This is a genomic window from Mycetohabitans sp. B2 (assembly GCF_021733735.1).
Classification (GTDB): Bacteria; Pseudomonadota; Gammaproteobacteria; order Burkholderiales; family Burkholderiaceae; genus Mycetohabitans; species Mycetohabitans rhizoxinica.
Window position 1 is genome coordinate 73427 of record NZ_JAHKSP010000048.1, and the last position, 24993, is coordinate 98419.

Sequence of the window (24993 nt, forward strand, 5' to 3'; positions counted from 1 at the left end):
ACGGGCGGCGCCCGCAATAATCAGAGCAGCGGCTCGATGGGGCGGCGCGGCGGCGCGACGTCCGGCACCGGCGAGGCGACCGGGGCCACTACGCCCATTGACACGATGTACTTCAGCGCGGCGTCCACCGTCATGTCCAGCTCCACCACCTCGTTTCTCGGCACCATGAGGAAGAAGCCCGACGTGGGATTCGGCGTGGTTGGCACATAGACGCTGACATGATCGCCATCCAAGTGGTTGGCGACGTCGCCGCCTGGGATTCCGGTCAGAAAACCAATCGTGTACGAGCCCTTGCGCGGATATTCGATCAGCAACGCCTTGCGAAACGCATTGCCGCTGGACGACAACAGCGTGTCAGATACCTGCTTGACACTCGTGTACAACGGGCCCACGACGGGAATATGGGCCAGTAGCTTTTCCCACCAGTTGACAAGCGTCTGCCCGATCAAGTTCTGAGTCAAGAGGCCGACCACGAAAACGAACGCAAGCGTCAGCACCGCACCCAGGCCGGGCAGGCGGAAGCCGAACAGGCGCTCCGGCTGCCACGCCTCGGGCAGCAACAGCAGCGTCTGGTCCATCGTGCCAATGATCAGCCCTAGCACCCACAGGGTAATCGCCAGCGGCACAAGCACCAGCAGCCCAGTCAGGAATACGTTCTTCAGCTTCTTCTTGGTCGTCTTGATTTTCATGGATCGATGCTCAGGCAGACGTGCCCGCGTTGGACGACGGCGCCGCGCTGCCTGTCACAGCCGGCGCGGTGGACGCACCGGACGTGGATGCACCAGCGCTGGCCGCGCCGTCCGCGCTGCCCGTCTCCTTCGCGACAGGCGCCGCCTTCGCGTCGCCTTCCCTGCCCCCGGACTTATTATGGCCGCCCGGGTTACCACCACGGAAATCGGTCACGTACCAGCCGGAGCCCTTCAACTGGAACCCCGCCGCGGTGACCTGCTTGCGCAACGTCTCGCGGCCGCACTTGGGACACTGGCTCAGCGGTGCATCGCTGAGTTTTTGCAACACGTCTTTCTCAAAGCCGCAGGACTCGCAACGATATGCATAGATCGGCATCGCCCCATCACCCCTAAAGAATCTCGCAAAGCCTTGAATTATAGCCGGAAATAATTATGTCTTACGCACGCCGACGCCAACTCATCCAGCGCTCATGCTGGCCGAACACCGGTAGCGAATCGCTGAACGGGCGCTCGTCCACCCATTCAAACGACGGGCTCAGTAGCTTGAGCAGCACGTCGCGTTCGATGCCAAACGGCGGGCCCTTCGGCGTCGCACCGACAAAGAAAAACTCGGCAAGCAACGCACCCGGCGGCACCAGCGCCGTTATCCGGGCAGCATACCCGGGCCAGCATCGCGGCGGCATCGAGCACAGGAACGCGCGTTCGTACACCCATTGCGCCATCGCGGCACGCGCCGCCGCTCGATGAGTTCATTGGGACCTCCGATATACGACTAGATACCGCCTACGGACGCCAGCCAGAAGTGGGCCAGCAACGTGCCGGCGCCGACCGCCACCCCGAATACCAGCAGCCCTTGCAGCAAACGGTTGGTCCGTCGCTGCTCGGCTAGTATCCGCCGCATCAGATCCTCGGTCGCACGCGGCGGCTGATCATGATGTCGGGACAGCAAATGATGGACCAGGCGCGGTATCTGCGGCAGCGTCTTGCTCCACTGCGGCGATTCGATCTTTAGCCGTTCGACCCAACCGCGCCAGCCAATCTGGTCGTTCATCCAGCGCTCGAGATACGGCTTGGCCGTCTTCCACAGATCGAGTTCCGGATCAAGCGCGCGACCCAGGCCCTCGACGTTGAGCATCGTCTTTTGCAGCAGCACCAATTGCGGCTGGATCTCGACGTTGAAGCGCCGCGATGTCGAAAACAGTCGCATCAGCACCTGGCCGAGCGAAATGTCCTTCAGCGCGCGGTCGAAGTACGGCTCGCACACCGCGCGGATCGCGCTCTCCAGCTCCTCGACCCGCGTGTGCGGCGGCACCCATCCGGATTCCAGGTGCAACGTCGCGACCCGGTGGTAGTCGCGTTTGAAAAACGCAAGGAAATTCTGCGCCAGATAGTTCTTGTCGAAATCCGACAACGCGCCGATGATCCCGAAATCCAGCGCGATATAGCGACCGAAATGGTCCGGGTCCAAGCTCACTTGGATGTTGCCGGGGTGCATGTCCGCATGGAAGAACCCGTCGCGAAACACCTGGGTAAAGAAGATCTCCACGCCTTGCCGCGCAAGCTTCGGGATGTCAACGCCGGCCGAGCGCAGCGTGTCCACCTGGCTGATCGGCACGCCGATCATCCGCTCCATCACGATCACCGTCGACGTGCAATACTCCCAGTACATCTCCGGCACCAGCAGCAGGTCCAGTCCGGCAAAGTTGCGGCGCAGCTGGCTCGCGTTCGCCGCCTCGCGCATCAGATCCAACTCGTCGTGCAGGTACTTGTCGAACTCCGCCACCACCTCGCGGGGCCGCAGCCGCTTGCCGTCGGCCCACAGCCGCTCGGTCCAGCGCGCGATGTCGCGCAACAGCGCGAGATCGGAGTCGATCACCGGCAGCATGCCTGGACGCAGCACCTTGATCGCCACGGGCTTGCCGGCGTGCGCGCCGCTCCTCAAGCGCGCGAAGTGCACCTGCGCGATCGAAGCGCTGGCCACCGGCACCCGTTCGAACTCGTCGAACAGCACATCAACCGGCTTGCCCAGCGACTTCTCGATCAACGCGATCGCCACCGCAGAATCGAATGGCGGGACCTGGTCCTGCAGCTTCGCCAGCTCGGTCGCAATATCCACCGGCAACAGGTCGCGCCGGGTGGACAGGACCTGGCCAAACTTCACGAAGATCGGCCCGAGGCTTTCCAGCGCCAGGCGCAACCGCTGCGCGCGCGGAATCCGGTTCGGACGGCCGAACGTCATCACGCGCACCAGCAGCTTCACGCGCCAGTCGGCAATGTGTCCTAGCATCACTTCGTCGAGCCCGAAGCGATAGACCGTAAATAGTATTTTGAAAAAGCGCAGGATTCGCATGGGCGGCCGGATCAGTGCAGGTCGTCGGCCGAACGGGAGCGTGCCCCCGTGGATAACGCGGCGGCGCCCGGGCGCGTCGCGACGCTGCGCTCGGCGCGCTCGATGCGCTTCTCAACCCGGGCCAGCGTGTCGCGCGCGCGCGCAAGCTCATCGCCGAATTGCTCAAACCGTGCGCGGCGCACCAGTTGCGGATCCTCGTCCAGCAGGTATTCGGTCAGCGAACCGACCCAACCCCGCCCAGCGCGGCGCGCGTAGGCCGAGACGGCTCGCGCCACCGACGCCATGCGGTGCGCGGGCACATCACCGACCAGACGCGCGAGGTCCTCCTCGGCATCCCAGCGCAAATGCTCCGCGAGCTTCGCGATCGTCGCCGCAAATTCCGCGTCACCCTCGATCCGCACGTGCTTCAGGATCGCCGCCTGTCCACCTGCAGCGAGCACGGACAATGCCGACGGCGGCACCGTGATCGTCACGTCGACCGGCGGGGGCATGGGCGCGTGCGGTGCCGACGCGTCGTCCCGCGCCGCGTGCAGCACCTCGGCCCGCACGTTGCGCGACCCGCCGGGCGCGGCCGGTGCCGGCGCAGCGGCGCCGGCGAGCGGTCGCTGTAGCACGGCGACCGTGCCATCGCCCTGCACGGCCCACTCAAGCACGAGCGGAGGCAACATCAGCCTTGCGGTTTTCCCCGCGTACGGGAGCAGGCGCTCGCGCGCCCACGCTTCGCGGATCAATAAATGGTTGACGAGGGCAACGAAGGACTTGGCGGCAATGGTCATCGGAGCAGAAAGAAAGCCCGCGCAAGCGGCGCTCGCGCGGGCTGTTATTGTAACGTCCGTTGCGGCGCTTGCTTGCGCCGCCCGATTCCGCGTAGCCGGATCGTCAGGACAGTTGCTGGATGCCGGCTAGCACCCAGCCTTCGCCGCTGCGCGCGTTGCGGCTCAAGTTCCACATTTCGGCGAACGGCTCGGCCGCAGCACCCTGAGTCTCGCGCAGCAGACCATGGAAGCGCACTGACGCCACGTACTCGTTGCCGCCACGATCCTCGACGCCGACCAGATCGGCATTCAGCTGCACCACGTCGGTGCGGTTTTCACCGTGGCGCGAATCGAAATCCAGCTTAATCTCGGCAAACATTTCGGGTGTCGTGAACTCACGGATATCGTCGAGATTGCCGGCGTCCCAGGCCGCCTGCAGCCGCACAAACGCCACCTTTGCCTGGCGAATGAATGCGTCGGCGTCGAAGCCGGCTGGCACTGCGGGGACGTCAAGCACACTAGGATCCGCGGCAACGCGGGCCTGGCCATCGGGCGCGACCCCCGCCTGGCCCATGCCGCCCGTTGCAGGCAACTGTGACGGTGCAGCCGCTGATGCGTCATATTGCCGCAGTGACGCGCCGGAAGGCGACTCGAAGCCACCGTGCGCATAAGCGGTCGCAGGCCGCGCGTTGCGATTCGCGAACTTACGGAACAACCACAGACCGACGAGCGCAACCAGAGCAATCAGGATCACGTTGCTCAGTACACTGGCCAACGCGCCGCCGAGCCCAAAATGCGACAACAACGCCGCCAGCCCAAAGCCGGCGGCCAAGCCCGCGAGTGGCCCCATCCAATTACGCTTGGGCTGGGCCGCCGCGGACGGCGGGGTTTGCCCGCGGGCCGCCTGCGCGCCCTGTGCACCCTGCGACGGCTTGCCCTGCAGCGGCGCGTTCGGCTGCGCGGGCGGCGTCGCCTGCCGCGTGATCTGCGACTGCTTGCCAAATGAGCGGCCGCCGCCCATGCGCTTTGCGTCGACATCGAATGCGCTGAGCGAGCCAACGGCCAACAGGCCGGCTGCCGCAATCGCGCCGAACCGACGGCTTATGCGCGCGCTGAGTCGCGTTGCGCCGGTAGGGGGCAAATGGGGGGAATGACTGGAAAAACGTGACTGAGCCGACATCTGATCTCCTGAACGGTCGCTAGTATTTGGTGGCGGCATGCAGTGCCACGACGCCACCTGACAGATTGTAATATTTGACGGCGTCTAGTCCAGCTTGTTCCATCATTGTTTTCAGCGTGTCCTGATCCGGGTGTAGCCGAATCGACTCGGCCAGGTACCGATAGCTGTCGGGATCGCGCGCCACTTTCTCGCCAAGCCACGGCAGCACCTTGAATGAATACACATCGTAGAGTTTCTTCAGCGGTTGCCACACTTTGGAGAACTCCAGCACCAATAGCCGGCCGCCAGGCTTGAGCACGCGGCGCATCTCGGCGAGCGCGACCTCCTTGTGGGTCATGTTGCGCAGCCCGAACGCGACACTCACCACGTCAAAGTAATGGTCGGGAAACGGAATTTTTTCCGCATCGCACAATAGCGTCGGCGTGATAATGCCCTGATCGAGCAAGCGGTCGCGCCCCACGCGCAACATCGACTCGTTGATGTCGGTATGCCATACCTGCCCGGACGGTCCGGCCTGCCGGACAAACGCTTGGGCCAGGTCGCCCGTGCCGCCCGCCAAATCCAGCACGCGATAGCCGGGACGCACCGCGGCCTGGGCGATGGTGAAGGCTTTCCACATGCGGTGCAGTCCGCCCGACATCAGGTCATTCATCACGTCGTAGCGGGAGGCCACAGAATGGAATACTCCGGCGACCTTATGCGCCTTCTCGCTCTCATCGACGGTCTGATAACCGAAATGGGTCTTCGTCATGGCGGCGGTTCCTTGCGTGAAAGAGCGCGGCATGCGCCGCGGTAATGCGTGTATAGATATCAATGGCGGTGGCTGTTGCGCGCGCGCGACGCTTCACCCATCGGCGCGTCGCGGTCCACGCCGGCGGCCGCCAGCTTGTCGAGATAGGCTTGCCAGTATTCGGCCTGCCGGGTCGCAAGATCGTACAGCAGATCCCACGAATAGATGCCGGAATTGTGCCCATCGGAGAACGTCGGCTGCAACGCATAGTGGCCGACTGGCTCGATTGACACGATCGTCACGTCGCGCTTGCCGGTCTGCAGCGTTTCCTGGCCCGGGCCGTGCCCGCGCACCTCGGCCGACGGGGACCACACCCGCAGGTACTCGAAAGGCAGCCTGTAGCATGCACCGTCCGCATAGCGCAGTTCTAGCACGCGCGATGCCGCATGCACGACGATGCCGGTCGGCACCGGCGTATCGGGAGATAAACCTGCCATCGACGACTCCGTTTCGGTTCAGCCTAATTCGCGCTGCAACGCGTCACGCACTGCGGCGCCGACGCCAGCCGCCGCCGCAACGCGTGCGGCATGCTGCCGCGCGCACGGCTCGCGGCGCCGGGCAGCCCACACGGGTGCCGGAAAGTGAGGATCGTCGGCAAAGCGCGGGATCACGTGCCAGTGCTGATGAGCGACCATGTTGCCCAAGCTCGCAATATTGATCTTGTCCGGATTCAACGTCGCGCGCAATGCGCGCTCGAGCGCGGCCAGCGCACGCATCAGGTGCGCGCGCTCGCCATCCGACAGCTCGCTGAACTCGGTGACGTGCGCGTTCCACACAAGCCGGCAAAATCCCGGATAGTCCGGCTCGTCGCGTGCCTCGATCACCCGCAGCCACGCGTCGCGCCACCATACGGCGCCCTCCTGCTGCGCACAGAACACACACGACGCCACGTCGCGCGCCGCGGCGACGGCCGACGCAGGCGTACCGGCGTTCATACGAGCACCCGTTCAATGCCGCCGCTGTTTGCCCGTTGCACGTAGTCGGCCATCCAGTTCTCGCCGAGCATATGGCGGGCCATCTCCACGACGATGTAGTCCGCTTCGATGCCGGCGTCTTCGTTATAGCGCGACAATCCCTGTAGGCACGACGGGCAGCTGGTCAGGATCTTCACGTCGCCGTCGAACGCGGCGCGCGGCGCGTGCGCACCGCCGCCCGTCACGAGTCCGGCGGGCACATCGGCTGGCGCGCCGGCGCCGGGTGGGGCTGCCGCAATCGGAATATCGCGCAATTTGGCCGCCCCCTTGCGGATTTCCTCCTCCTTGCGAAAGCGCACTTGCGTGGACACGTCCGGACGCGTGACCGCGAGCGTGCCCGATTCGCCGCAGCAGCGATCGTTCTTCTCAATCCGGTAGCCCTGCTTCTGGCTGCCGACCAGCTCGTTGACCAGCTTCACCGGGTCCACGGTCTTGATCGGCGTATGGCACGGGTCATGATACATGTAGCGCACGCCGGACACGCCATCCAGCTTAAGGCCCTTTTCCAACAGGAACTCATGGATATCAATGATGCGGCAGCCGGGGAATATCTTGCCGAATTCATAGCCGGCGAGCTGGTCGTAGCAGGTCCCGCACGAGACGACGACCGTCTTGATATCCAGGTAGTTCAACGTGTTCGCGACCCGGTGGAACAGCACGCGATTGTCCGTGACAATCTTCTCGGCCTTATCGTACTGCCCAGCACCGCGTTGCGGGTAGCCGCAGCACAGGTATCCTGGCGGCAGCACGGTCTGCACGCCCGCCTCCCACAGCATCGCCTGCGTGGCCAACCCGACCTGCGAGAACAAACGTTCCGAGCCGCAACCGGGGAAGTAGAACACCGCCTCCGTGTCCACTGTCGTGGTCTTCGGATTGCGGATGATCGGCACCACCTTATTGTCCTCGATGTCGAGCAACGCGCGCGCCGTCTTCTTCGGCAGATTACCCGGCATCTTCTTGTTCACGAAGTGGATCACCTGTTCGACCGCCGTGGGGCGACCGGTGGTCGCCGGCGGGCGCTGCGTTTGCTTGCGTCCGAGCGCCTTGAGTACGTCGCTGGCCACGCGCTGCGCCTTGTAGCCGATGTCCATCATCACCACGCGCGCGGCGCGGATCGTCTGCGGATGGGTCGCGTTCAGGAAGAACATGCCCGCAGCCTGCCCGGGATTGAATTGCTTCTTGCCCATCTTGCGCAGCAGGTTGCGCATGTTCATCGTCACATCGCCGAAGTCGATCTTGACCGGGCACGGCGTCACGCACTTATGACATACGGTGCAGTGGTCCGCCACGTCATTGAACTCGTCCCAATGCTTGATCGACACGCCGCGCCGCGTCTGCTCCTCATACAGGAACGCCTCGACCAGCAGCGAGGTCGCCAAGATCTTGTTGCGCGGGCTATACAGCAGGTTCGCGCGCGGCACGTGCGTCGCACACACCGGCTTGCATTTGCCGCAGCGCAAGCAATCCTTGACCGAATCGGCGATCGCGCCGATATCGGACTGCTGCATGATCAGCGACTCATAGCCCATTAGCCCGAAACTCGGCGTATACGCATTGCGCAGATCCGCGCCTTCCAGCAGCTTGCCCTTGTTGAAGCGGCCCTGCGGGTCGATCTTCTGCTTATACGCGCGAAATTCAGCGATTTCCGCGTCGGTCAGAAACTCCAGCTTCGTAATGCCGATGCCGTGCTCGCCAGAGATCACGCCGTCCAGTGATCGGGCCAGCGCCATAATCCGCGCCACTGCCGTGTGCGCGTCCTGCAGCATCTCGTAGTTGTCCGAGTTCACCGGGATATTCGTATGCACGTTGCCATCGCCGGCATGCATGTGCAATGCGACGAACACGCGGCCGCGCAGCACCCGCTTGTGTACTGCCTGCGCCTCGTCCAGGATCGGCTTGAACGCCCCACCGTTGAAGATCTGCCGCAGTTCGGCGCGGATCTCCCGCTTCCACGAGATCCGAATCGTGCGGTCCTGCGCGAGATCGAACACACTCGCGTCGGGCTGCACATCGAGCCGGTGCGCGAATTTCTCGGCCAACGCCTCGCAGCCCAGCTCGAGCAGCCGCTGGCGCGCCTGTGCGAGCGGCGCGTCGAGATTGTCGCGCACATACTGCCAACGGGCGCGGACTTGGCGCAGCAACGCCAGCGCCTGCGCGACACGGTCCTCCAGCCACTCCGCGCTGGGAATCTCGTTCGCGTCATCGCTCTTGCCCAGCGGCAGATTGCCCGCGGCGAAGAACGCCTCGAGCGCATCCACCAGTTGCAGCTTGTTCTTCAGCGATAGCTCGATGTTGATCCGCTCGATGCCGTCGGTGTACTCGCCCATCCGGTCCAGCGGAATCACGACGTCTTCGTTGATTTTGAACGCGTTGGTATGCTTGGCAATCGCCGCCGTGCGCGACCGGTCCAGCCAAAAGCGCTTGCGCGCCTCGGCCGAGACCGCGACAAACCCCTCGCCGCTCTTGCCGTTGGCCATGCGCACGACTTCCGATGCCGCCTCGGCGACCCGGTCCGCATCGTCACCGACGATGTCGCCGATCAACACCATTTTCGGCAATGTGTTGCGCTTGGATTTGGTCGCGTAGCCGACGGCGCGCAGATAGCGCTCGTCCAAGTGCTCCAGCCCAGCCAGGATTGCGCCGCCCGCCTTCGCGGTCGCGAACAAGTGCGCCTTGATCTCGACGATGCTCGGGATCGCGTCGCGCGCCTGGCCGAAGAACTCTAGGCAGACGGTGCGCGTATGAGCCGGCATCTTGTGCAGCACCCAACGCGCCGACGTGATCAGTCCATCGCAGCCTTCTTTCTGCACGCCGGGCAGACCCGCGAGGAACTTGTCGGTCACATCCTTGCCCAGCCCCGCCTTGCGAAAGCGCCGGCCCTCGATGGTCAGCGTCTCGCTGCGCAACAATTTTTTGCCGGGCGCTGCGCTGCCGTCATACCAGCGCAGCTCGAAAGTGGCGCTCGGTACGTCGTGGATCTTGCCCAGGTTATGGCCGACGCGCGTGACCTCGAGCCAGTTGCCATCCGGGTCGACCATCCGCCACCACGCGAGATTGTCCAGCGCAGTCCCCCACAGCACGGCCTTCTTGCCGCCGGCGTTCATCGCGATGTTACCGCCGATGCACGATGCGTCGAGTGAAGTCGGATCCACGGCAAACACATACCCGGCCTGCTCGGCGGCCTGCGTGACGCGCCGCGTCACGACGCCGGCCCCAGAGAAGATCGTCGCGACCTTGCCTGACACACCCGGCAGTTCGGTCAGCTCGACCGGGCCAAGTTGCTCGAGCTTCTCGGTATTGATGACGGCGGAAAACGGTGTCAGCGGCACCGCTCCGCCGGTATAACCTGTGCCGCCGCCGCGCGGGATCACCGTCAGACCCAACTCGAAGCAAGCTTTCACCAAGCCAGCGATTTCCGCTTCGGTGTCCGGCGTCAGCACGACGAACGGATACTCGACGCGCCAATCGGTCGCATCGGTCACGTGCGACACGCGCGAGAGCCCGTCGAAGCGGATGTTGTCCTTTTCGGTCCAGCGCCGCAGCTCGCGCTTCGCACGGCGTCGCAGCGCGGCAATCTGCTCGAACTGCGTCGCGAACGCGTCCACCGCGCCGCGCGCGGCCGTGACCAGCGAGCCAACGCGGGCCGCGCGTCCATGGCCCGCGTCGTCGCCGTGCTCACGCAGATCGGCATGCCGGCGCTTGTCGATCTCGTTGAGCCGATGGTTCAGCGCGTCGATGAGCATCGCGCGGCGCTTCGGGTTGTCCAACAGATCGTCCTGCAAGTACGGATTACGGTGCACGACCCAAATGTCGCCGAGTACTTCGTACAGCATCCGTGCCGAACGTCCGGTGCGCCGCTCGGCACGCAACTCGTCCAGCATGGGCCACGCATCGTCGCCAAGCAGGCGGATGACGATCTCACGGTCGGAAAACGACGTGTAGTTGTAGGGAATCTCGCGCAAGCGCGACTCGGTATCCAGCGCGACGGCGGCAGCCGCGCCATGAGGATCGAAGGCTTGAGGTGCGTTCATGTTCTGCAATTCAGTTGGCCGGTGCGTCCAGGCTGTCGCGGCACTGAAGCGCCGACGGCGCGGTGACGCGCTGTTGTCTGCAAGGTCTGGGGGGTGGGAAGCCTGACGAGCGCCTGTTCTGTCGCCACGAGCTCTTGTGGACCAGCATGGATGGCGCGAGGCTTCGCCGGTGTCACCGGCAGCGGCACGATCGCGAGCTACGCGCGAGCTGCTCGATGGCCGACGGCGCAGGCCAGTGGCAGCGCGGCTCAACGGTCGAAAAAGCGGTTCGGGTCTGCCAATGCATCGTTCGATCCTGATTCCAGACCCGGATTGTACTGCAACCGCAGGCGGCGCGTTGTCAGTGCGCGCGGCCGCACCGGATGCCTCACATCTGGCCGAATTGCACGATCAACTCGGGACGACCACCAAAATATACGGCCGGATCGGCCGCGTACACGTCGTCGTAGGAGAACGCGTACGCGCGTGCATCGATGCCGAACGCGTGCAGCAACTTCGCGTACCAGAAGATCGGCATGCGCGGCGTAGCCACGCCATTGCCCGCGCCGTTGTAGAACCGTGCCGGATCGATCCATGACACGCAACCATCGTCCAAGTGCATGACGCCGCGACAGATCGACATCGCAATGGCGATTGCCGCTGGATCGCTGGCCCAATGCGCGCCGTCGCCGGTCTGCGCGCCGGCGTTGCCAGCCAGCAGGAATCCCCAGTCGATCGGGCCAACGGACGAATCCGTATTATGAAACAGCGACGGATCGCCACTGGCCGGGGAATAGTCAGGCTGCCCCCAGCGCGCGCTGGGCCGCGGCAGCGTCGGAACGCGGTACGGCACCGTGTACGCCGCATCGGTGAACAGTGACAGCGTCATGCCGTCGGGCTCGACGCGGCCGTAGAACACCTGCCTGTCGGCCAGATCCTTGCCGTAGAAAGAAAAGCGACGATTCGGCCGCCAGCACAACTCGTTCACGTAACGATCCCAGAAGTGCGTGAAGCGCTGCGCCGCGGCCAGCCGCGCGGCATCGTCCCTCCCCCAGTCGGCGAACCTGGCCTGCTTGGGCGACAGTATCCGCGTGAGCCGGCCATCGCTCGCGCTCACCCGCAGCGCCTTGAAGATGCTCGGGTTGCCGAACGGCTCCGCCGCGTCGAGCATCGGTATCGAATCGAACGCGGCGATCATATCGGCGCGCCGGTGTGGATAACCCACCACGCGCCGTGTCCCAGTGTTCGCGTCGATGGCCGAGATCGTGAAGGGCACAGACCAAAAATCGTCATTGGTCAGGTGGAAGTTCGGGTGATCGGCGGTATGCAACTCGAACTTGTCGTACAGCACCGGATTGTCCGCGCCATTGGATGGCCCGTCCGCGCCGAATGACGGCATCGCGTCGAATCCGCGTCCGAACGCGAAATACACGCGGCCGCTGGCTAGTGGTGGGATGGTCAGCGTCAGTGGCTGGCCGCCGTCGCGCCGCAATGCCGCCACGCTGAATGTCATCGTCGCGCTGTCGAGCCGGAAATCGGCTGCGTTTCCCGTCGGATGAAACGTGCCGTGCACCGGGTCAACATAACCGAACACGTCTGGCGCCCATGGCGCGCGGCCCAGCACGGCAACGAATATTTCATCGGGCCGAAACGAAAAATGGTCGGGAAACACCAGCAGCACCGTGGTCATCGACGCGGGGCCCGTGGCGTGCGACGCGTCCTTGATCGACACCGGCAAGCGGGCACTGCCGCCGCTGCCCGAGCCACCAAAGCGCGTATTGCCACCGACCAACGCGGTCGTGGCGACACCCACGCCAACTGACGCGGCCAGCGCGCCGAGCCTCATGACAGAACGGCGCTTGCGATCGACGCGGCCGGCCGGGCTACCCATCCGAGTGCTGGTTTTCCGACGCTGTCCTCTGAAGGAAAAAAACATTCGACCCCGTGATATTGGTGCATTCCGGGCGGCCGAGCCGCCGGATGCGGCCCACCGCGCCACCTGCATCTTGTAGTGCATTCGGGCCGCGCCACGCTAGCCCATTGCGGCTGTGCGCTCGACATTGTCCGATCGAGTAACGGCGCATTGGCGCGAAGCCACGCAACGGCGCTCTAACCGGCCGTTGCGACACTCAATGCACACCGGCGCACAAAAGCAACGCCGGATAGCGCTATGATTGACTCTTTTCCCGCCAATTTCAATCCACGCCACTTGCAGAACTGCCATGCCCTCGCCCGATTACCTGAAGAAAATCCTGACCGCCCGCGTCTACGACGTGGCACGGGAAACTGAACTCGAACACGCACGCAATCTGTCGGCTCGAATTCAGAATGCGATTTATCTGAAGCGCGAGGACAACCAGCCCGTCTTCTCGTTTAAGTTGCGCGGCGCATACAACAGGATGGCGCAATTGCCGCGCGATGCCTTAGCGCGCGGCGTGGTGACCGCGTCGGCCGGCAACCATGCACAAGGGGTCGCCTATTCGGCGGCCCGGCTCGGCTGCAAGGCGGTCATCGCGATGCCGGTCACAGCGCCGCAGGTCAAGATTGATGCGGTGCGCGCACACGGTGGCCCGACGGTGCAGGTCGTGCTGCACGGCGAATCGTATTCCGATACCTACACGCATGCGCTTCAGATCCAGCAGCAGCACGGGCTGACGTTTATCCATCCATTCGACGATCCAGACGTGATCGCCGGCCAGGGCACCGTCGCAATGGAAATCCTGCGCCAGCACCAGGGTCCGATCGACGCGATCTTCGTGCCGATCGGCGGCGGTGGCCTAATCGCCGGCGTCGCGGCATACGTCAAGGCGCTTCGCCCGGAGATCAAGATCATCGGTGTACAAACCGACGATTCATGCGCGATGGCACGCTCGATCGCAAAAGGCGAGCGTGTTACGCTCAGCGAAGTCGGCCTGTTCAGCGACGGCACGGCAGTCAAGCTCGTGGGCGAAGAGACGTTTCGGCTCGTGCAGCAATACGTCGACGATTTCGTGACCGTGGACACTGACGCGCTGTGCGCGGCGATCAAGGACGTTTTCCAGGACACGCGCAGCGTGTTGGAGCCGGCCGGCGCGCTAGCCGTGGCCGGCGCCAAGGCCTATGCTGAACGCGAAAAGCTGGAGGGCCGCACGTTTGTCGCGATCACCTCGGGCGCGAACATGAACTTCGACCGGATGCGTTTCGTTGCGGAACGCGCCGAGGTGGGCGAGGCACGCGAAGCGGTGTTCGCGGCGACAATCCCCGAGGAGCGCGGCAGCTTCAGGCGCTTCTGCGAGTTGATCGGCGCGCGCAACGTCACCGAGTTCAACTATCGGGTCGCCGACGCTGAACAGGCGCACATTTTCGTCGGCGTGCAGATCCAGCGTCGCGACGAGTCGCAGCTGATTGCCCAGACCTTCGAGAAACATGGCTTTGCCATCGTCAACCTGACCAACGACGAGTTGTCCAAGCAGCACGTGCGGTACATGGTCGGCGGCCACTCACCGCTGGCCCGCGATGAGCGCCTATACCGGTTTGCGTTCCCAGAACGCCCGGGCGCGCTGATGAAGTTCCTGTCGTCGATGGCGCCCGACTGGAATATCAGCCTGTTTCATTACCGCAATGGCGGCGCCGACTACAGCTCGATCCTGGTAGGCTTGCAAGTGCCGATGAACGAAGAGGCCCAGTTCCAGCAGTTCCTGGCGGCGCTGGGGTATGCGCATTGGGACGAAACGGCCAACCCGGCGTATCAATTATTCCTCGCTTAAGTCCAAGCCGCAACATGACACCCGACCAATCCCTTTTGGGCAAACCGGTAAGCTATGCCCAGCAGTATGATCCGACGCTGCTGTTTCCGATCGAGCGCCGGCAAGGCCGCGACGCGATCGGCGTGCCGGCGGTGCTGCCGTTCTTTGGCACCGATATCTGGAACGCGTACGAGCTGTCCTGGCTCAACGAGCGCGGCAAGCCGCAGATCGCGCTGGCCACGTTCCACGTGCCGGCGGAATCGCCCAACATTATCGAATCCAAATCGTTCAAGTTGTACCTGGGGTCGTTTGCGCAGACGCGTATTGCGTCGATTGACACGTTGCGCGAGACAATCCACCGCGACGTCTGCGCATGCGCGGGCGCGAACGTGTCGGTACGGCTCACGCCGCCGGCCGAGTTCGCGACGCTGGCGCTGGACGAGCTTGCAGGAACGTCGCTGGACCGGTTGGACTTAGACACGGATAGCTATACGCCCGACCCGTCACTGCTGAGCGCGGACACTCACCAAGCGCCGGTCGATGAAACGGTGTTTTCGAATCTGCTCAAGTCCAATTGCCCGGTGACCGGGCAGCCGGATTGGGGCAGCATCCAGATCCGGTACGTCGGCCCGCCAATCGACCACGCCGGCCTGTTGCGCTACATCGTGTCGTACCGCAACCACACCGGGTTTCACGAGCAGTGCGTGGAGCGCATCTTCATCGACATTCAACGCGTGTGCAAGCCGATCAAGCTGGCGGTCTACGCACGCTATACGCGACGCGGCGGGCTGGACATCAACCCGTTACGCACCAATTTCAACCTGCCATTGCCGGACAACGCGCGAACCGCGCGCCAATAAGCCGTGCGGCCGTGCCCCCATCATGCATCGCATGCACGCTCACGCAGGCCGTGCAGGTCACGGCGCGACGCCGGCAACGAATACTCTTTAACCGATGGCGCTGAAATCAACAATCTACAAGGCCGAACTGCAGATCGCCGACATGGACCGTCATTACTATGCGGACCATTCGCTGACGCTGGCCCGGCATCCGTCCGAAACCGATGAACGGATGATGGTGCGCCTGCTGGCGTTCGCGCTGTATGCACACGAACGGCTCGAGTTCTGCAAGGGGCTGTCCGATACCGACGAGCCGGACCTGTGGCAAAAGGACTTGACTGGCGCAGTGCAGCGATGGATCGAAGTCGGCCAGCCGGACGAGCGGCGCATCGCGAAAGCGAGCGCGCGAGCAGACGACGTGGTCGTGCTGGCATACGCTGGACGCACGTCCCGGATCTGGTGGGACGCGATCCAGGGCAAGGTCGCGCGACTGCGCAATGTCACCGTATTGAGCCTTGCTGAGGGCGTCGCACCGGCACTCGCGACGCTGGCCGAGCGCACAATGCGGCTGCAATGCACGCTCCAGGACGGCGACGTATGGCTGGGCAGCGCTGTCCATCAGCCGGTACAAGCCGAGATGGTGCGCTGGCTGCCCGTCTAAGACACGCAGTCTGCAGCAAGCGGCGCTGAGCCGGGCCGCGTCGCATCGTTGCGCGCGTCGGATACCGGGTCCCGTGGCGAAGCCTTGCCGGCGCCTGGGGTCACCGGTCGGGCGTCTTGTACGCGACGCAGTCGATCTCGACCCGACAGTCGATCACCATGCTCGAGACGACGCATGCGCGCGCTGGCGGATGCTCGCCGAAATACTCGCGAAACACCTTGTTGAACGATGCGAAGTCGCGCGGATCGTCCAGCCATACGCCGCAACGCACGACGTGTTCGGTGCCATAGCCGGCCTCCTGCAAAATCGCGAGCAGGTTCTGGATCGCCTTGTGCGATTGCTCGACGATGCCGCCGTTGATGACCTCCCCGTTGTCCATCGGGGTCTGGCCGGACACATAGAGCCAACCGTCCGCCTCGACGGCCCGGGCAAACGGCATGCGCTGGCCGCCGGTTCCCTGGCCGCCTTCAATTCCGTATCGTTTCATTGCAATTGCTCCTCAATGGCTGCGGATTAATGGGATGCGCGCGGCAATCAATACGGCTCGGCGTCGTAGCCAGCGGGCTGGCCGCGCACGACAAAGCCCCCAGCGCGTGCACCGCTCGGCGTGCCGTCGCGATACGCGAGCACGCCATTGACCCACACGGCATCGATGCCTTGCGCCGGCCGACGTGGATCGTCAAAGCTCGCGACATCGCGCACGGTCTCTGGGTCGAAGAGCACGAGATCGGCGTGATAGCCAACGCGGATCTCGCCGCGCCGATCCAGCCCGAAGCGCCGCGCAGACAGGCTCGTCATCTTGCGGATCGCTTCCTCGAGCGGCAGCAGTCGCTCGTGCCGGACATAATGGCCAAGCACCCGTGCAAACGCGCCCCACAACCGCGGATGCGGCAGCGGATCATTTGGCAGGCCGTCCGAGCCGACCATCGTCGCGGGATGCGACAGGATTCGCCGCACGTCCTCATCGCTCATGTTGTGGTACACAGCACCGGCCGGTTGCAGGCGCCGCGCCGCCTGCGCATCGGACACGCCCCACTGCGCGGCGATTTGCCTGAGCAGCTTGCCGGCCGCCTCCGGGTGCGGCGCCGACCAGGTGATCGTGATGTCGATGTCGCCACTTGCCTGCTTCACGTCCAGCGTAGATGAGCTACGACTATACGGATAGCAGTCGCAGCCAACCGGCTGGCACGCGCGGGCGCGGCTTAGCGACGCGAGCACCTCGGTACTGCGTCCCCAGTTCGACGGTCCCGCACACTTTAGGTGCGAAATGACGACCGGCACGCGTGCGTGCCGGCCGATCCGGTACGCCTCGTCCATCGCGTCCAGGATCGCGTCGAATTCGGTGCGCATGTGTGTCGTGTACACGGCGCGCGCGGCCGCCAGCGGCTCGGCCAGCGCCATCACCTCGTCGGTCGGTGCGCACACCGCCGAGCCATAGGCCAGCCCCGTGCTTAGGCCAAGCGCGCCTGCCGTGAGCGCCTCGCTCAGTTGTACACGCATCGCGTCGATTTCGTCGCGCGTGGCGGCGCGGTCGAGACGATCCATCTGATTGTTGCGCAACGCAGTATGACCAACGAGCGCAGCGACATTGACAGCAGGCCGAGCCGCATTCACCGCGTCCACATAGTCGGCAAAGCGCGGATAGACAAACGCATCGCGCTTGCCCAACAGGTTCATCGGATCGGGTGGCTCCCCGCGCAACACCACCGGCGATGCGCTGATTCCGCAGTTGCCCACGATGACCGTCGTGATACCCTGCGACAGCTTGGGCAGCATTTGCGGCGCCTCGATCACATGCGTATCGTCATGCGTATGCACATCGATGAAACCCGGCGCGAGCGCATGACCGCCGGCGTCGACCACCTCCTCGGCCCGCCAATGGGTCAGGCTGCCGATCGCGACAATGCGCCCGTCGCGCAACGCGACGTCGCGCGGCAGCGGCGCAGCGCCTGTGCCGTCATATAGCTGTGCGCCGATGATCAACGTATCGGCCGCTTCGGGACGCGAGTGCATGGTTCAGTCTCCCAGAGGTTGCCGCTCGCTACCGCCGCGATACATGTCGAGCGCATACTTAGTACGCCGTAATAGGTCGCGGCTCACGTCGCTTTGCCGCACGGCCAGCTCGGTGACGAGCACGTCCAAAGCCATCATCATCGCGTAGCGCGACGCCGACGGCTTGTAGATGAACTCGGTTTCTTGCGCAATCAGCGGTATCACCGTCTGAGCAATGCTGGCCAGCGGCGATGCGGGCGCGGTGATCGCCACCACGCTGGCGCCATACTCGCGCGCGATCTGGCAGCTGGCGACGATCTCGGGCAATTGCCCCGTCGCCGATAGGGCCACCACCGCCGTATCGGCCGACAGCGTGCTGGCCACCATCCGCTGCAACGCTGCGTCCTGGTAGGTGGCGACAGGCCGCCCTAGCCGCACCAGCCTGAAGCGCAACTCGTCGGCGAGCGCAGTGGAGCCGCCGCCCATACCGAACACATAGATCATCCGCGCCGCCAGCAACACATCGACCGCCTGTGTCACCGGCGCGGCATCCAGCAACTGGACATTGGCCACCAATGTGGCGCAAATCTCGTCAAGAATACGCGCCGCGAGCGAGCCGTGCGCGCCACCGCGCATCTCGCGCAAGAAGCGCTCGCCCACGGCACCGGCCGAAGCCAGCCGCCACTTCAACTCGCGAACGTCGCGGCAACCGACAGCCTTCGCAAAGCGCGTCACCGTCGCGATGCTGACGCCGGCGCGCCGGGCCAGTTCGCCGATGCTGGCCCGCGTCGAGCCGCACAGGTCATCCAGAATCAGGGCCGCGACCTTGCGCTCGGCCTCGCGCAACGCGGGCAGGCGCTGGGCGATCCGCGCAACGACGTCGAACACCGGCGGCTCAGTCTGGCGCATCGCGATGGCTTGTTACTAATTAACATGTCACGCTCATCGTACTTTTTGTACACTACCCAGGTCAACCCCAGTATTTTGGGTTTATCGTTGCCAGCACCCCGATCGTGATAACGCCACCCACGGAGCCCGTATCCCGATGAAAGTTACAAATTATCTGCAAGCGACGATTGACCCGTTGTCCAAGGGATTGGGCGTGCTGCCAAGCGCGAGTGTGCCGCTGCGCGACGCGGCGCGACTGGCGTGGAACCTGTTGGCCGAAGACGTCAGCCTGCCGGCGGCGGTGCTGTACCGTGAACGCGTCCGGCATAACCTCGCTTGGATGCAGCAATTCGTCGATCAATACCAGGTGAAACTCGCGCCGCACGGCAAGACGACGATGGCACCACAGTTGTTCCGCATGCAGTTGGACGGCGGTGCGTGGGGTATCACGCTGGCCACCGCCCATCAGACGCGCGCCGCCTATCATGGCGGCGTCGCCCGGGTACTGATGGCCAACCAGTTGGTGGGCAAGCGCAACATGGCGATCATTGCCGAGTTGCTGACCGATCCGGACTTCGAGTTCTACTGCCTGGTCGACTCGGCCGAGAGCGTCGACCAACTCGGCGCGTTTTTCCAGCATGCGCACCGTCCGCTGAACGTGCTGATAGAGCTTGGCGTGGCGGGCGGACGCACTGGCGTGCGCGACGCCGCACAGCGCGAGGCGGTGCTTGCCGCATTGGCAAGGTGGCCCACAAGCCTGGCGTTGGCGGGCATCGAGCTCTACGAAGGCGTGCTGTCCAATGAATCATCCGTGCGCACGCTGTTGCGCGAAGCAGTCACGCTCGTGCGCGAACTGCTGACGCAGCGTCGCTTCGCGCGCATGCCGGCCTTGCTCTCCGGCGCCGGATCTGCATGGTACGACGTGGTCGCCGACGAGTTCTCCCACGCGGGCGACGCAGCGCACGTCGAAGTGATACTGCGTCCCGGTTGCTATTTGACGCACGACGCAGGCCTTTACAAAAAAGCGCAAGCGCAGATCCTCGCGCGCAACCCGATTGCCCGGCGCATGGGCGAGGGGTTGCTGCCAGCGCTGCAACTATGGGCGTATGTGCAATCGGTGCCCGAGGCGGACCGCGCGATCGTCGCGCTCGGCAAGCGCGACGCGGCGTTCGACGCCGGCCTGCCGGTGCCGGCACGCCACTACCGACCGGCTGACGGCACGCGCCCGCCGCGCGAGGTAAGCGCCGAGGACGGCTGGGAAGTCACCGGGATGATGGACCAGCATACCTATCTGCGGATTAAGCTCGGGTCGGACATCCGCGTCGGCGACATGATCGGGTTCGATATTTCGCATCCATGCCTGACATTCGACAAGTGGCGCAACCTGCTGATGGTCGATGACGCGTATAATGTGGTCGAGGTCATCGAGACGTTTTTCTAATCATTCGATGGCAGGCATGTCGCCGCGCTCGGCCGGGACTGGCGGCTCGCCATGCGTCACGCAACGCTCGATGTCCTTGAGTGCTTCCTCGAGCGCATGCAGCGCATCGTCGGACAACGCCCCGAGCGCACTTGCAAGAAACGCGTTGCGGCGCGGCAGCCCGTGCTCGACAGCCTGACGCCCCGCGTCCGTCAGCACGACATTGGTCAACCGGTTGTCCCGCTCGTCCGTACTGCGAGCGATCCACCCGAGGCTTTCGAGTTGCTTCAACTGCCGGGTCAACGCGCCCGGGTCGATGCTGAGCCGTTCCACGAGCCGCTTTTGCGACAGGCTCGGTCCGCCGTGCGGCGCATCGTCGCGGCTTGCCGCCCTTGTGCCCTGCTCGACAAGCCGTGCGTGGTCGTAGAGTGCGAGTAGGATCCGCCAGCGGGGCAACGGCAAACCGACACGCGATTCGAACGCGGTCATGAATGCACGGTAGGTCCGGCCAAATTGTTGAAATATCGCGATTCGCTCTTGCAGTTTCACGGCCTACTCCGTCATTGTCGGCTCATGCTTGGCGGAGTGCGCCAGTTGGATGGGCGGCACGCGCCGGGCGTACCACACCGCCCATACCGCAACAAGCGCGGCAAGCGCGATGCCCAGATGGATCGCCCCCACCAATGCCTCACGCGCGCCCTCCAAGAGCGCGGCACCATCGTGCCCGGCCGCACCGACCTGCTGGATCAGCTGCTGCTGGGCTTGCCGGTTAAGCAGCACTTGTGGATCGCCGAACGCGTCGAGCCAAGCGCCGGCATGGTTGCGTGCCAGCGTATCGCGCACTGCGTTCACATACCAATGGGACACCAATGTTCCGGTCACTGCGGTGCCGAGCATGCCGCCGATCATGCGCAATGACTGCAGCAACGCCGTGGCAATCCCCAGATGCTCGCGACCGACGCTTTGCTGCACGAATACCGTCAGGTTCGGCGTCACGAAGCCCAGCCCGAGTCCGCCGAGCGCCATGAATACCATTAGCAACGCCTGCGGCATCGCCCGCGTGGACACCGCCACGCTCACGCATGACAACGCGAGCAGCGCAAAGCCAACGTGCAGCAGCGCATTGGGATGACGGATCCGCGTCACGATGCGCCCGTTTAGGATGCTGCCCAGCGTGATGCAGACCACCAGCGGCGTGACGACGAGGCCCGCATCGCGGGGCGACAGGCCGAAACCGCCCTGGAGCAGCAACGGTACATAGAACAGCAGCGAGAACATCGAGAAGCCCACCAACAGCGACAACGTAAAGAGCACGGACAAGCTTCGATGCCCGAACATGTCGATGGGCAGCATCGGCTGCGCTACGTGCCGCTCCCACTTCCATAGTCCCACCGCGCACAGCGCGCTGACCACGAGCAGCGCGCCAGTGCCGCACGTCAATCCGTGCTTGGGCAACAACTCGACGAATAGTTGCAGGCCGCATAACGAGGCCGCGATCAACACCGCGCCAAACCAATCCAGCCGCATCCGACCCTGGTGCTGCGCCAGCCGTAAATGCGGCAAACAACGCCAGACAAAGCACAGCGACAATAATCCGATTGGCAAATTCACGTAGAACACCGCGCGCCATCCGCAATACTGCGTTAGGAATCCGCCGAGCGACGGGCCGACCGCATTCGCGATGCCGAACGCCGAACTCAACATCACTTGCCAGCGCAGCCGGACGTGCGCATCGGGGAACAAATCCGGAATACAGGCGAACGCCGTGCCAACTAGCATGCCACCGCCCACCCCTTGCAAGGCGCGCGCGAGCACGAGAAACAGCATGTCGTGCGCGAGCCCGCACAGCACCGAGGCCGCCGTGAACAGAATGATGGATGCAATGACGAACGGCTTGCGGCCGTAGTAGTCACCCAGCCGCCCGAAAATCGGCACGGTAATCACCGACGCCAACAAGTACACAGTCGCGACCCACGCGTACAGGTCAAAGCCTTTGAGGTCTGCCACGATGGTGGGCAGCGCGGTGCCCACCACGGTCTGGTCGAACGCGACAAGCATCGTCACAAACGAGAGGCCCAGCATCGCAAGCAGCGATTCGCGAAACGGCAGTACCTGCCCGCTCGAATGTTGAGCGGAAGAGTCAAATGGCATCTTTGCGTATACAATAATTGCCTTATCAATTGATTGAAATTATAGCAAGGAAAGCCGCTCTAACAAATTCGCACGGATGGCCACGGCCGTCGTCGAATCGTCTTTTTGTGTTCCGGAGTTCAATGCAATGTCACATGCGCTCACTGCCCCATCGAATGCGACCATGCAGGATGCCGACCTGAAGGCGTTGCACAGCGCCAGGCAACTGTTAGAGCGCCCCGGCCTAGCGATCAAGCTGACCAGCTTGCTCGGCGCGCCGTTCGAGGCATTGCTGTCGCGCCTGCCGGCCGGCGCCAACGATAAAGTGTTCGATGCGACTCATATCGCACTGCGCCGCTGCCTGCGCGCCGCGCTGCACAGCCTGGGCCACGGCGACAGCGCGTTGTCGTTGTCCACCGACTACACTCCGGCGATGGCTGATGCGGGGGCACGACCCGCCACGCTTGAGGCGATTGCGGCCCCGCGGCCGCGCAACTGGCTGCATAAGGTCGCGGTGGCAACCACGGGTGCGGCCGGCGGCGCATTCGGGCTCGTCGCACTGCCGATCGAGCTACCCGTCACGACGACCTTGATGTTCCGCTCAATCTGCGACATCGCTCGGAGCGAGGGCGAGGATCTGTCCACACTCGACGTGCAACTCGAATGCTTGTCGGTGCTTGCCATGGGCCACACCGCAATTGGGCCAGGCCGCGCGGAGATGGGCTACTTCTTCGTGCGAGGCGCACTCGCGCAAGCGGTATCGAAGGCCTCCTCCGACGTCGCGGCCAAAGGCTTCGTGCATGGCATGGCTGCCCAGGCGTCCACTGCATTGGCCCGGTTGATCAATACCGTCGCCGCGCGCTTTTCGGTTCAGGTCGGCGAGCAAGTCGCCGCCAAATCCGTGCCGGCGCTCGGCGCGGTACTTGGCGCGCTGGTCAACGCGGCATTCATCGAGCATTTCCAGAACATGGCCCACGCGCACTTCACGGTACGCCGGCTGGAGCGACGCTATGGCGAGCCGACGGTGCGGGCCGCGTATGATGCAATTGCGCGGCATGCGCCATGATGGAAACCACGCGCATCGCGTCACACCACAACGCGCGTTATGAACTGTGCCGCCTCCCGCAGCGCGCGTCGCGCCTCCGGAAGAAACGGCGCATAGATCTGCCATACGTGCGGCATATCCGGCCATATCCGGAACTGCGTCGACACGCCGACCTTGCACGCATTGTGCGCGACGCGCACCGAGTCATCGAGCAGCACCTCGGTGCTACCCACCTGGATGAACAGCGGCGGCAATCCATGCAAATCCGCGTAGACCGGCGAGGCCAGCGGATGGACCGGCGACGCGTCGCCCAGGTATAGCTTCGCCGCGCGACTGATCACCGGCCCGGCAAACATTGGGTCCTGTCCATGATTGGAGGCGATCGACGCGCCAGATGCGGCCAGATCGGTCCACGGCGAGAACAGCACGGCCCCGGCTGGCAGCGGCTCACCCGCATCGCGCAGCGCAACCAGCGTGGCCAATGCGAGGCCGCCCCCCGCTGAATCGCCGGCGATCACGATAGAACTAGGCGCGTGCCACGCAAGCAACGCGCGGTAAGCTGCAAGCGCGTCGTGCAGCGCGGCCGGAAACGGATGTTCGGGGGCAAGCCGGTAGTCCAGCGCGAACAACGCGGCCCGTGCCCGCGCCGCCAACGCGAACGTGATCGTGCGATGCGTGCGCGGCGAACAGAAGTAGTAGCCGCCGCCATGCAGATAGAGCACCATCGGGCGCCCGCGGTCCGGCACCGGCGGCTCAGGCTCTAGCCATTCGCCGGCGAGCGGCGCACACCCACTGCCATAGCGCTCGCGCAGCCGGAATCCGGCCGGCACCCTGGGCGTCCACAGACGCTTGTCGAGCTGCGCGCGCACGCGGCTCACGCTGATATCCGGCAGTTCGGTATACGGCCGGAAATACCGGCGCAGTCCCCACGACACGACGACGCGTTGCCAACTCACCGCAGCCTCCCGTTACATGCGGGCCTCATCATAACGGCGTTGCAGCGCCAGCGCGTGGGCAACCGGCTCTAGCGCGCTCCCGCTCATGCCCGCACTACACGGACACGCAGGCCGCGCGCTCATACTAATGGAAATCGCCCCGTCTGGCTCGTTAGCAAAACCTCGCGTGGATCTTGTCCATCACGGTGCCCGGCCCGATATCGAGCCAGACATTGCTTGTCGGCTTGTAGACGCCGGCGGGCGATCCGTCGGCACTCTCGTAGCAGGATTCGACCAGTCGCCATTGCTTGGCTTGGCAGTTCATCTGATAGCGACTGATCGATACCGCCACCGCGGCGATCGCGCCCGGCGGCTGCGCCGCGTCCCGCCACGTGGTCCGTGTCGAATAGGCGAGGTAGCCATCCGGATCCTTGTGTGCGCTGTCGGCGTCCAATTCATATGACAGGTCGCGCGCGCTCGACAGGGTCATCCACTGGACCGCTTGCGCCGGGCTGCCCGCTATCCCAATGCCCATTCCAATCCCCGCGCCGCACGCAAGTGCGAACCTCCAGACCCCACGCATTGTTGTTCTCCACAATGACTGCAGCCA

At 64.3% G+C, this 24993-nt stretch carries 22 protein-coding genes and 1 pseudogene; 5 read left to right on the top strand and 18 right to left on the bottom strand.

Translation table 11 applies throughout. The features are described from left to right. Nucleotides 1-20 precede the first annotated feature (20 nt). The 11 genes and pseudogenes from KPG66_RS11215 to KPG66_RS11265 form a co-directional block, all read right to left on the bottom strand. A complete protein-coding gene (locus KPG66_RS11215; RefSeq protein WP_237070913.1) occupies nucleotides 21-689 on the bottom strand; it encodes a DUF502 domain-containing protein in 669 nt (222 codons plus the stop codon). 10 nt (nucleotides 690-699) lie between these two features. Continuing rightward, nucleotides 700-1065, bottom strand: coding sequence for an FmdB family zinc ribbon protein (locus tag KPG66_RS11220; protein WP_237070914.1), 366 nt, complete (start codon nucleotides 1063-1065; stop codon nucleotides 700-702). Nucleotides 1066-1126: 61 nt separating this feature from the next. Further along, nucleotides 1127-1405, bottom strand: a pseudogene (locus KPG66_RS11225) (hypothetical protein); the annotation flags it as partial. A 56-nt stretch (nucleotides 1406-1461) separates the two neighbouring features. Next, a complete protein-coding gene (gene ubiB / locus KPG66_RS11230; protein WP_013436311.1) occupies nucleotides 1462-3039 on the bottom strand; it encodes a ubiquinone biosynthesis regulatory protein kinase UbiB in 1578 nt (525 codons plus the stop codon). Between the two features lie 11 nt (nucleotides 3040-3050). Next, complete coding sequence (locus tag KPG66_RS11235; RefSeq protein ID WP_237070915.1) at nucleotides 3051-3815, bottom strand: ubiquinone biosynthesis accessory factor UbiJ; 765 nt, start codon at nucleotides 3813-3815, stop codon at nucleotides 3051-3053. Nucleotides 3816-3918: 103 nt separating this feature from the next. Then, a complete protein-coding gene (locus KPG66_RS11240) occupies nucleotides 3919-4899 on the bottom strand; it encodes a Tim44 domain-containing protein (RefSeq protein ID WP_422393343.1) in 981 nt (326 codons plus the stop codon). 94 nt (nucleotides 4900-4993) lie between these two features. Then, nucleotides 4994-5725 (bottom strand): bifunctional demethylmenaquinone methyltransferase/2-methoxy-6-polyprenyl-1,4-benzoquinol methylase UbiE, encoded by a 732-nt coding sequence (gene ubiE / locus KPG66_RS11245; RefSeq protein ID WP_237070917.1) that lies wholly within the window; start codon nucleotides 5723-5725, stop codon nucleotides 4994-4996. A gap of 59 nt (nucleotides 5726-5784) precedes the next feature. Further along, a complete protein-coding gene (locus KPG66_RS11250; RefSeq protein ID WP_237070918.1) occupies nucleotides 5785-6201 on the bottom strand; it encodes a gamma-butyrobetaine hydroxylase-like domain-containing protein in 417 nt (138 codons plus the stop codon). An 18-nt stretch (nucleotides 6202-6219) separates the two neighbouring features. Beyond that, nucleotides 6220-6699 carry an HIT family protein gene (locus tag KPG66_RS11255; RefSeq protein WP_237070919.1) on the bottom strand — a complete coding sequence of 160 codons (480 nt, stop codon included), beginning with the start codon at nucleotides 6697-6699 and terminating at the stop codon, nucleotides 6220-6222. Then, on the bottom strand, nucleotides 6696-10769 hold the full coding sequence (locus KPG66_RS11260) for a DUF3683 domain-containing protein (protein WP_237070920.1): 4074 nt from the start codon (nucleotides 10767-10769) through the stop codon (nucleotides 6696-6698). The genes KPG66_RS11255 and KPG66_RS11260 overlap by 4 nt, the downstream gene beginning before the upstream one ends. A gap of 367 nt (nucleotides 10770-11136) precedes the next feature. Further along, nucleotides 11137-12639, bottom strand: coding sequence for a beta-1,3-glucanase family protein (locus KPG66_RS11265; RefSeq protein WP_237070921.1), 1503 nt, complete (start codon nucleotides 12637-12639; stop codon nucleotides 11137-11139). 331 nt (nucleotides 12640-12970) lie between these two features. Between KPG66_RS11265 and ilvA the strand changes: the two genes are divergently transcribed. The 3 genes from ilvA (at nucleotide 12971) to KPG66_RS11280 (ending at nucleotide 15973) form a co-directional block, all read left to right on the top strand. After that, nucleotides 12971-14494 (top strand): threonine ammonia-lyase, biosynthetic, encoded by a 1524-nt coding sequence (gene ilvA / locus KPG66_RS11270; protein WP_237070922.1) that lies wholly within the window; start codon nucleotides 12971-12973, stop codon nucleotides 14492-14494. A gap of 14 nt (nucleotides 14495-14508) precedes the next feature. Next, entirely contained in the window at nucleotides 14509-15333 is an 825-nt protein-coding gene (gene queF, locus KPG66_RS11275; RefSeq protein WP_041753857.1) for an NADPH-dependent 7-cyano-7-deazaguanine reductase QueF, read from the top strand. Nucleotides 15334-15427: 94 nt separating this feature from the next. Further along, nucleotides 15428-15973: a YaeQ family protein gene (locus KPG66_RS11280; protein ID WP_013436323.1), complete on the top strand. Its 546-nt coding sequence runs from the start codon at nucleotides 15428-15430 to the stop codon at nucleotides 15971-15973. A 100-nt stretch (nucleotides 15974-16073) separates the two neighbouring features. Here KPG66_RS11280 and KPG66_RS11285 read toward each other — a convergent pair whose 3' ends face one another. From KPG66_RS11285 to KPG66_RS11295, 3 genes are read right to left on the bottom strand one after another with little or no spacing between them, the layout of a single operon-like run. Continuing rightward, the gene (locus tag KPG66_RS11285) at nucleotides 16074-16460 is read right to left on the bottom strand and encodes a RidA family protein (protein ID WP_013436325.1); all 387 of its coding nucleotides are present in this window, start codon (nucleotides 16458-16460) and stop codon (nucleotides 16074-16076) included. 47 nt (nucleotides 16461-16507) lie between these two features. Next, on the bottom strand, nucleotides 16508-17986 hold the full coding sequence (locus tag KPG66_RS11290) for an N-acyl-D-amino-acid deacylase family protein (protein WP_237070923.1): 1479 nt from the start codon (nucleotides 17984-17986) through the stop codon (nucleotides 16508-16510). Nucleotides 17987-17989: 3 nt separating this feature from the next. After that, entirely contained in the window at nucleotides 17990-18874 is an 885-nt protein-coding gene (locus KPG66_RS11295; protein ID WP_237070924.1) for a MurR/RpiR family transcriptional regulator, read from the bottom strand. Between the two features lie 136 nt (nucleotides 18875-19010). On the opposite strand from KPG66_RS11295, the gene KPG66_RS11300 reads away from it, so the two are divergent. Beyond that, the gene (locus KPG66_RS11300) at nucleotides 19011-20294 is read left to right on the top strand and encodes an amino acid deaminase (RefSeq protein ID WP_237070925.1); all 1284 of its coding nucleotides are present in this window, start codon (nucleotides 19011-19013) and stop codon (nucleotides 20292-20294) included. On the opposite strand, the gene KPG66_RS11305 is transcribed toward KPG66_RS11300, so the two are convergent. Together KPG66_RS11305 and KPG66_RS11310 are read right to left on the bottom strand one after the other, a co-directional pair. Continuing rightward, nucleotides 20295-20822, bottom strand: a complete 528-nt coding sequence (locus KPG66_RS11305) for a MarR family winged helix-turn-helix transcriptional regulator (RefSeq protein WP_237070926.1) — start codon at nucleotides 20820-20822, stop codon at nucleotides 20295-20297. It lies immediately after the preceding gene. Nucleotides 20823-20825: 3 nt separating this feature from the next. Then, complete coding sequence (locus KPG66_RS11310; RefSeq protein ID WP_237070927.1) at nucleotides 20826-22424, bottom strand: MDR family MFS transporter; 1599 nt, start codon at nucleotides 22422-22424, stop codon at nucleotides 20826-20828. 127 nt (nucleotides 22425-22551) lie between these two features. Here KPG66_RS11310 and KPG66_RS11315 point away from each other — a divergent pair, with 127 nt between their 5' ends. Then, entirely contained in the window at nucleotides 22552-23469 is a 918-nt protein-coding gene (locus KPG66_RS11315; protein ID WP_237070928.1) for an EcsC family protein, read from the top strand. A 20-nt stretch (nucleotides 23470-23489) separates the two neighbouring features. On the opposite strand, the gene KPG66_RS11320 is transcribed toward KPG66_RS11315, so the two are convergent. Continuing rightward, nucleotides 23490-24404 (bottom strand): alpha/beta hydrolase, encoded by a 915-nt coding sequence (locus tag KPG66_RS11320; protein ID WP_237070929.1) that lies wholly within the window; start codon nucleotides 24402-24404, stop codon nucleotides 23490-23492. A gap of 151 nt (nucleotides 24405-24555) precedes the next feature. Continuing rightward, nucleotides 24556-24966, bottom strand: coding sequence for a surface-adhesin E family protein (locus KPG66_RS11325; RefSeq protein WP_237070930.1), 411 nt, complete (start codon nucleotides 24964-24966; stop codon nucleotides 24556-24558). Nucleotides 24967-24993 lie beyond the last annotated feature (27 nt).

Coding starts and splice junctions, on each gene's coding strand:
- KPG66_RS11215 (WP_237070913.1), bottom strand. CDS start 689: ATGAAAATCAAGACGACCAAGAAGAAGCTGAAGAACGTATTCCTGACT.
- KPG66_RS11220 (WP_237070914.1), bottom strand. CDS start 1,065: ATGCCGATCTATGCATATCGTTGCGAGTCCTGCGGCTTTGAGAAAGAC.
- ubiB (WP_013436311.1), bottom strand. CDS start 3,039: ATGCGAATCCTGCGCTTTTTCAAAATACTATTTACGGTCTATCGCTTC.
- KPG66_RS11235 (WP_237070915.1), bottom strand. CDS start 3,815: ATGACCATTGCCGCCAAGTCCTTCGTTGCCCTCGTCAACCATTTATTG.
- ubiE (WP_237070917.1), bottom strand. CDS start 5,725: ATGACGAAGACCCATTTCGGTTATCAGACCGTCGATGAGAGCGAGAAG.
- KPG66_RS11250 (WP_237070918.1), bottom strand. CDS start 6,201: ATGGCAGGTTTATCTCCCGATACGCCGGTGCCGACCGGCATCGTCGTG.
- KPG66_RS11255 (WP_237070919.1), bottom strand. CDS start 6,699: ATGAACGCCGGTACGCCTGCGTCGGCCGTCGCCGCGGCGCGCGACGTG.
- KPG66_RS11260 (WP_237070920.1), bottom strand. CDS start 10,769: ATGAACGCACCTCAAGCCTTCGATCCTCATGGCGCGGCTGCCGCCGTC.
- KPG66_RS11265 (WP_237070921.1), bottom strand. CDS start 12,639: ATGGGTAGCCCGGCCGGCCGCGTCGATCGCAAGCGCCGTTCTGTCATG.
- ilvA (WP_237070922.1), top strand. CDS start 12,971: ATGCCCTCGCCCGATTACCTGAAGAAAATCCTGACCGCCCGCGTCTAC.
- queF (WP_041753857.1), top strand. CDS start 14,509: ATGACACCCGACCAATCCCTTTTGGGCAAACCGGTAAGCTATGCCCAG.
- KPG66_RS11280 (WP_013436323.1), top strand. CDS start 15,428: ATGGCGCTGAAATCAACAATCTACAAGGCCGAACTGCAGATCGCCGAC.
- KPG66_RS11285 (WP_013436325.1), bottom strand. CDS start 16,460: ATGAAACGATACGGAATTGAAGGCGGCCAGGGAACCGGCGGCCAGCGC.
- KPG66_RS11290 (WP_237070923.1), bottom strand. CDS start 17,986: ATGCACTCGCGTCCCGAAGCGGCCGATACGTTGATCATCGGCGCACAG.
- KPG66_RS11295 (WP_237070924.1), bottom strand. CDS start 18,874: ATGCGCCAGACTGAGCCGCCGGTGTTCGACGTCGTTGCGCGGATCGCC.
- KPG66_RS11300 (WP_237070925.1), top strand. CDS start 19,011: ATGAAAGTTACAAATTATCTGCAAGCGACGATTGACCCGTTGTCCAAG.
- KPG66_RS11310 (WP_237070927.1), bottom strand. CDS start 22,424: ATGCCATTTGACTCTTCCGCTCAACATTCGAGCGGGCAGGTACTGCCG.
- KPG66_RS11315 (WP_237070928.1), top strand. CDS start 22,552: ATGTCACATGCGCTCACTGCCCCATCGAATGCGACCATGCAGGATGCC.
- KPG66_RS11325 (WP_237070930.1), bottom strand. CDS start 24,966: ATGCGTGGGGTCTGGAGGTTCGCACTTGCGTGCGGCGCGGGGATTGGA.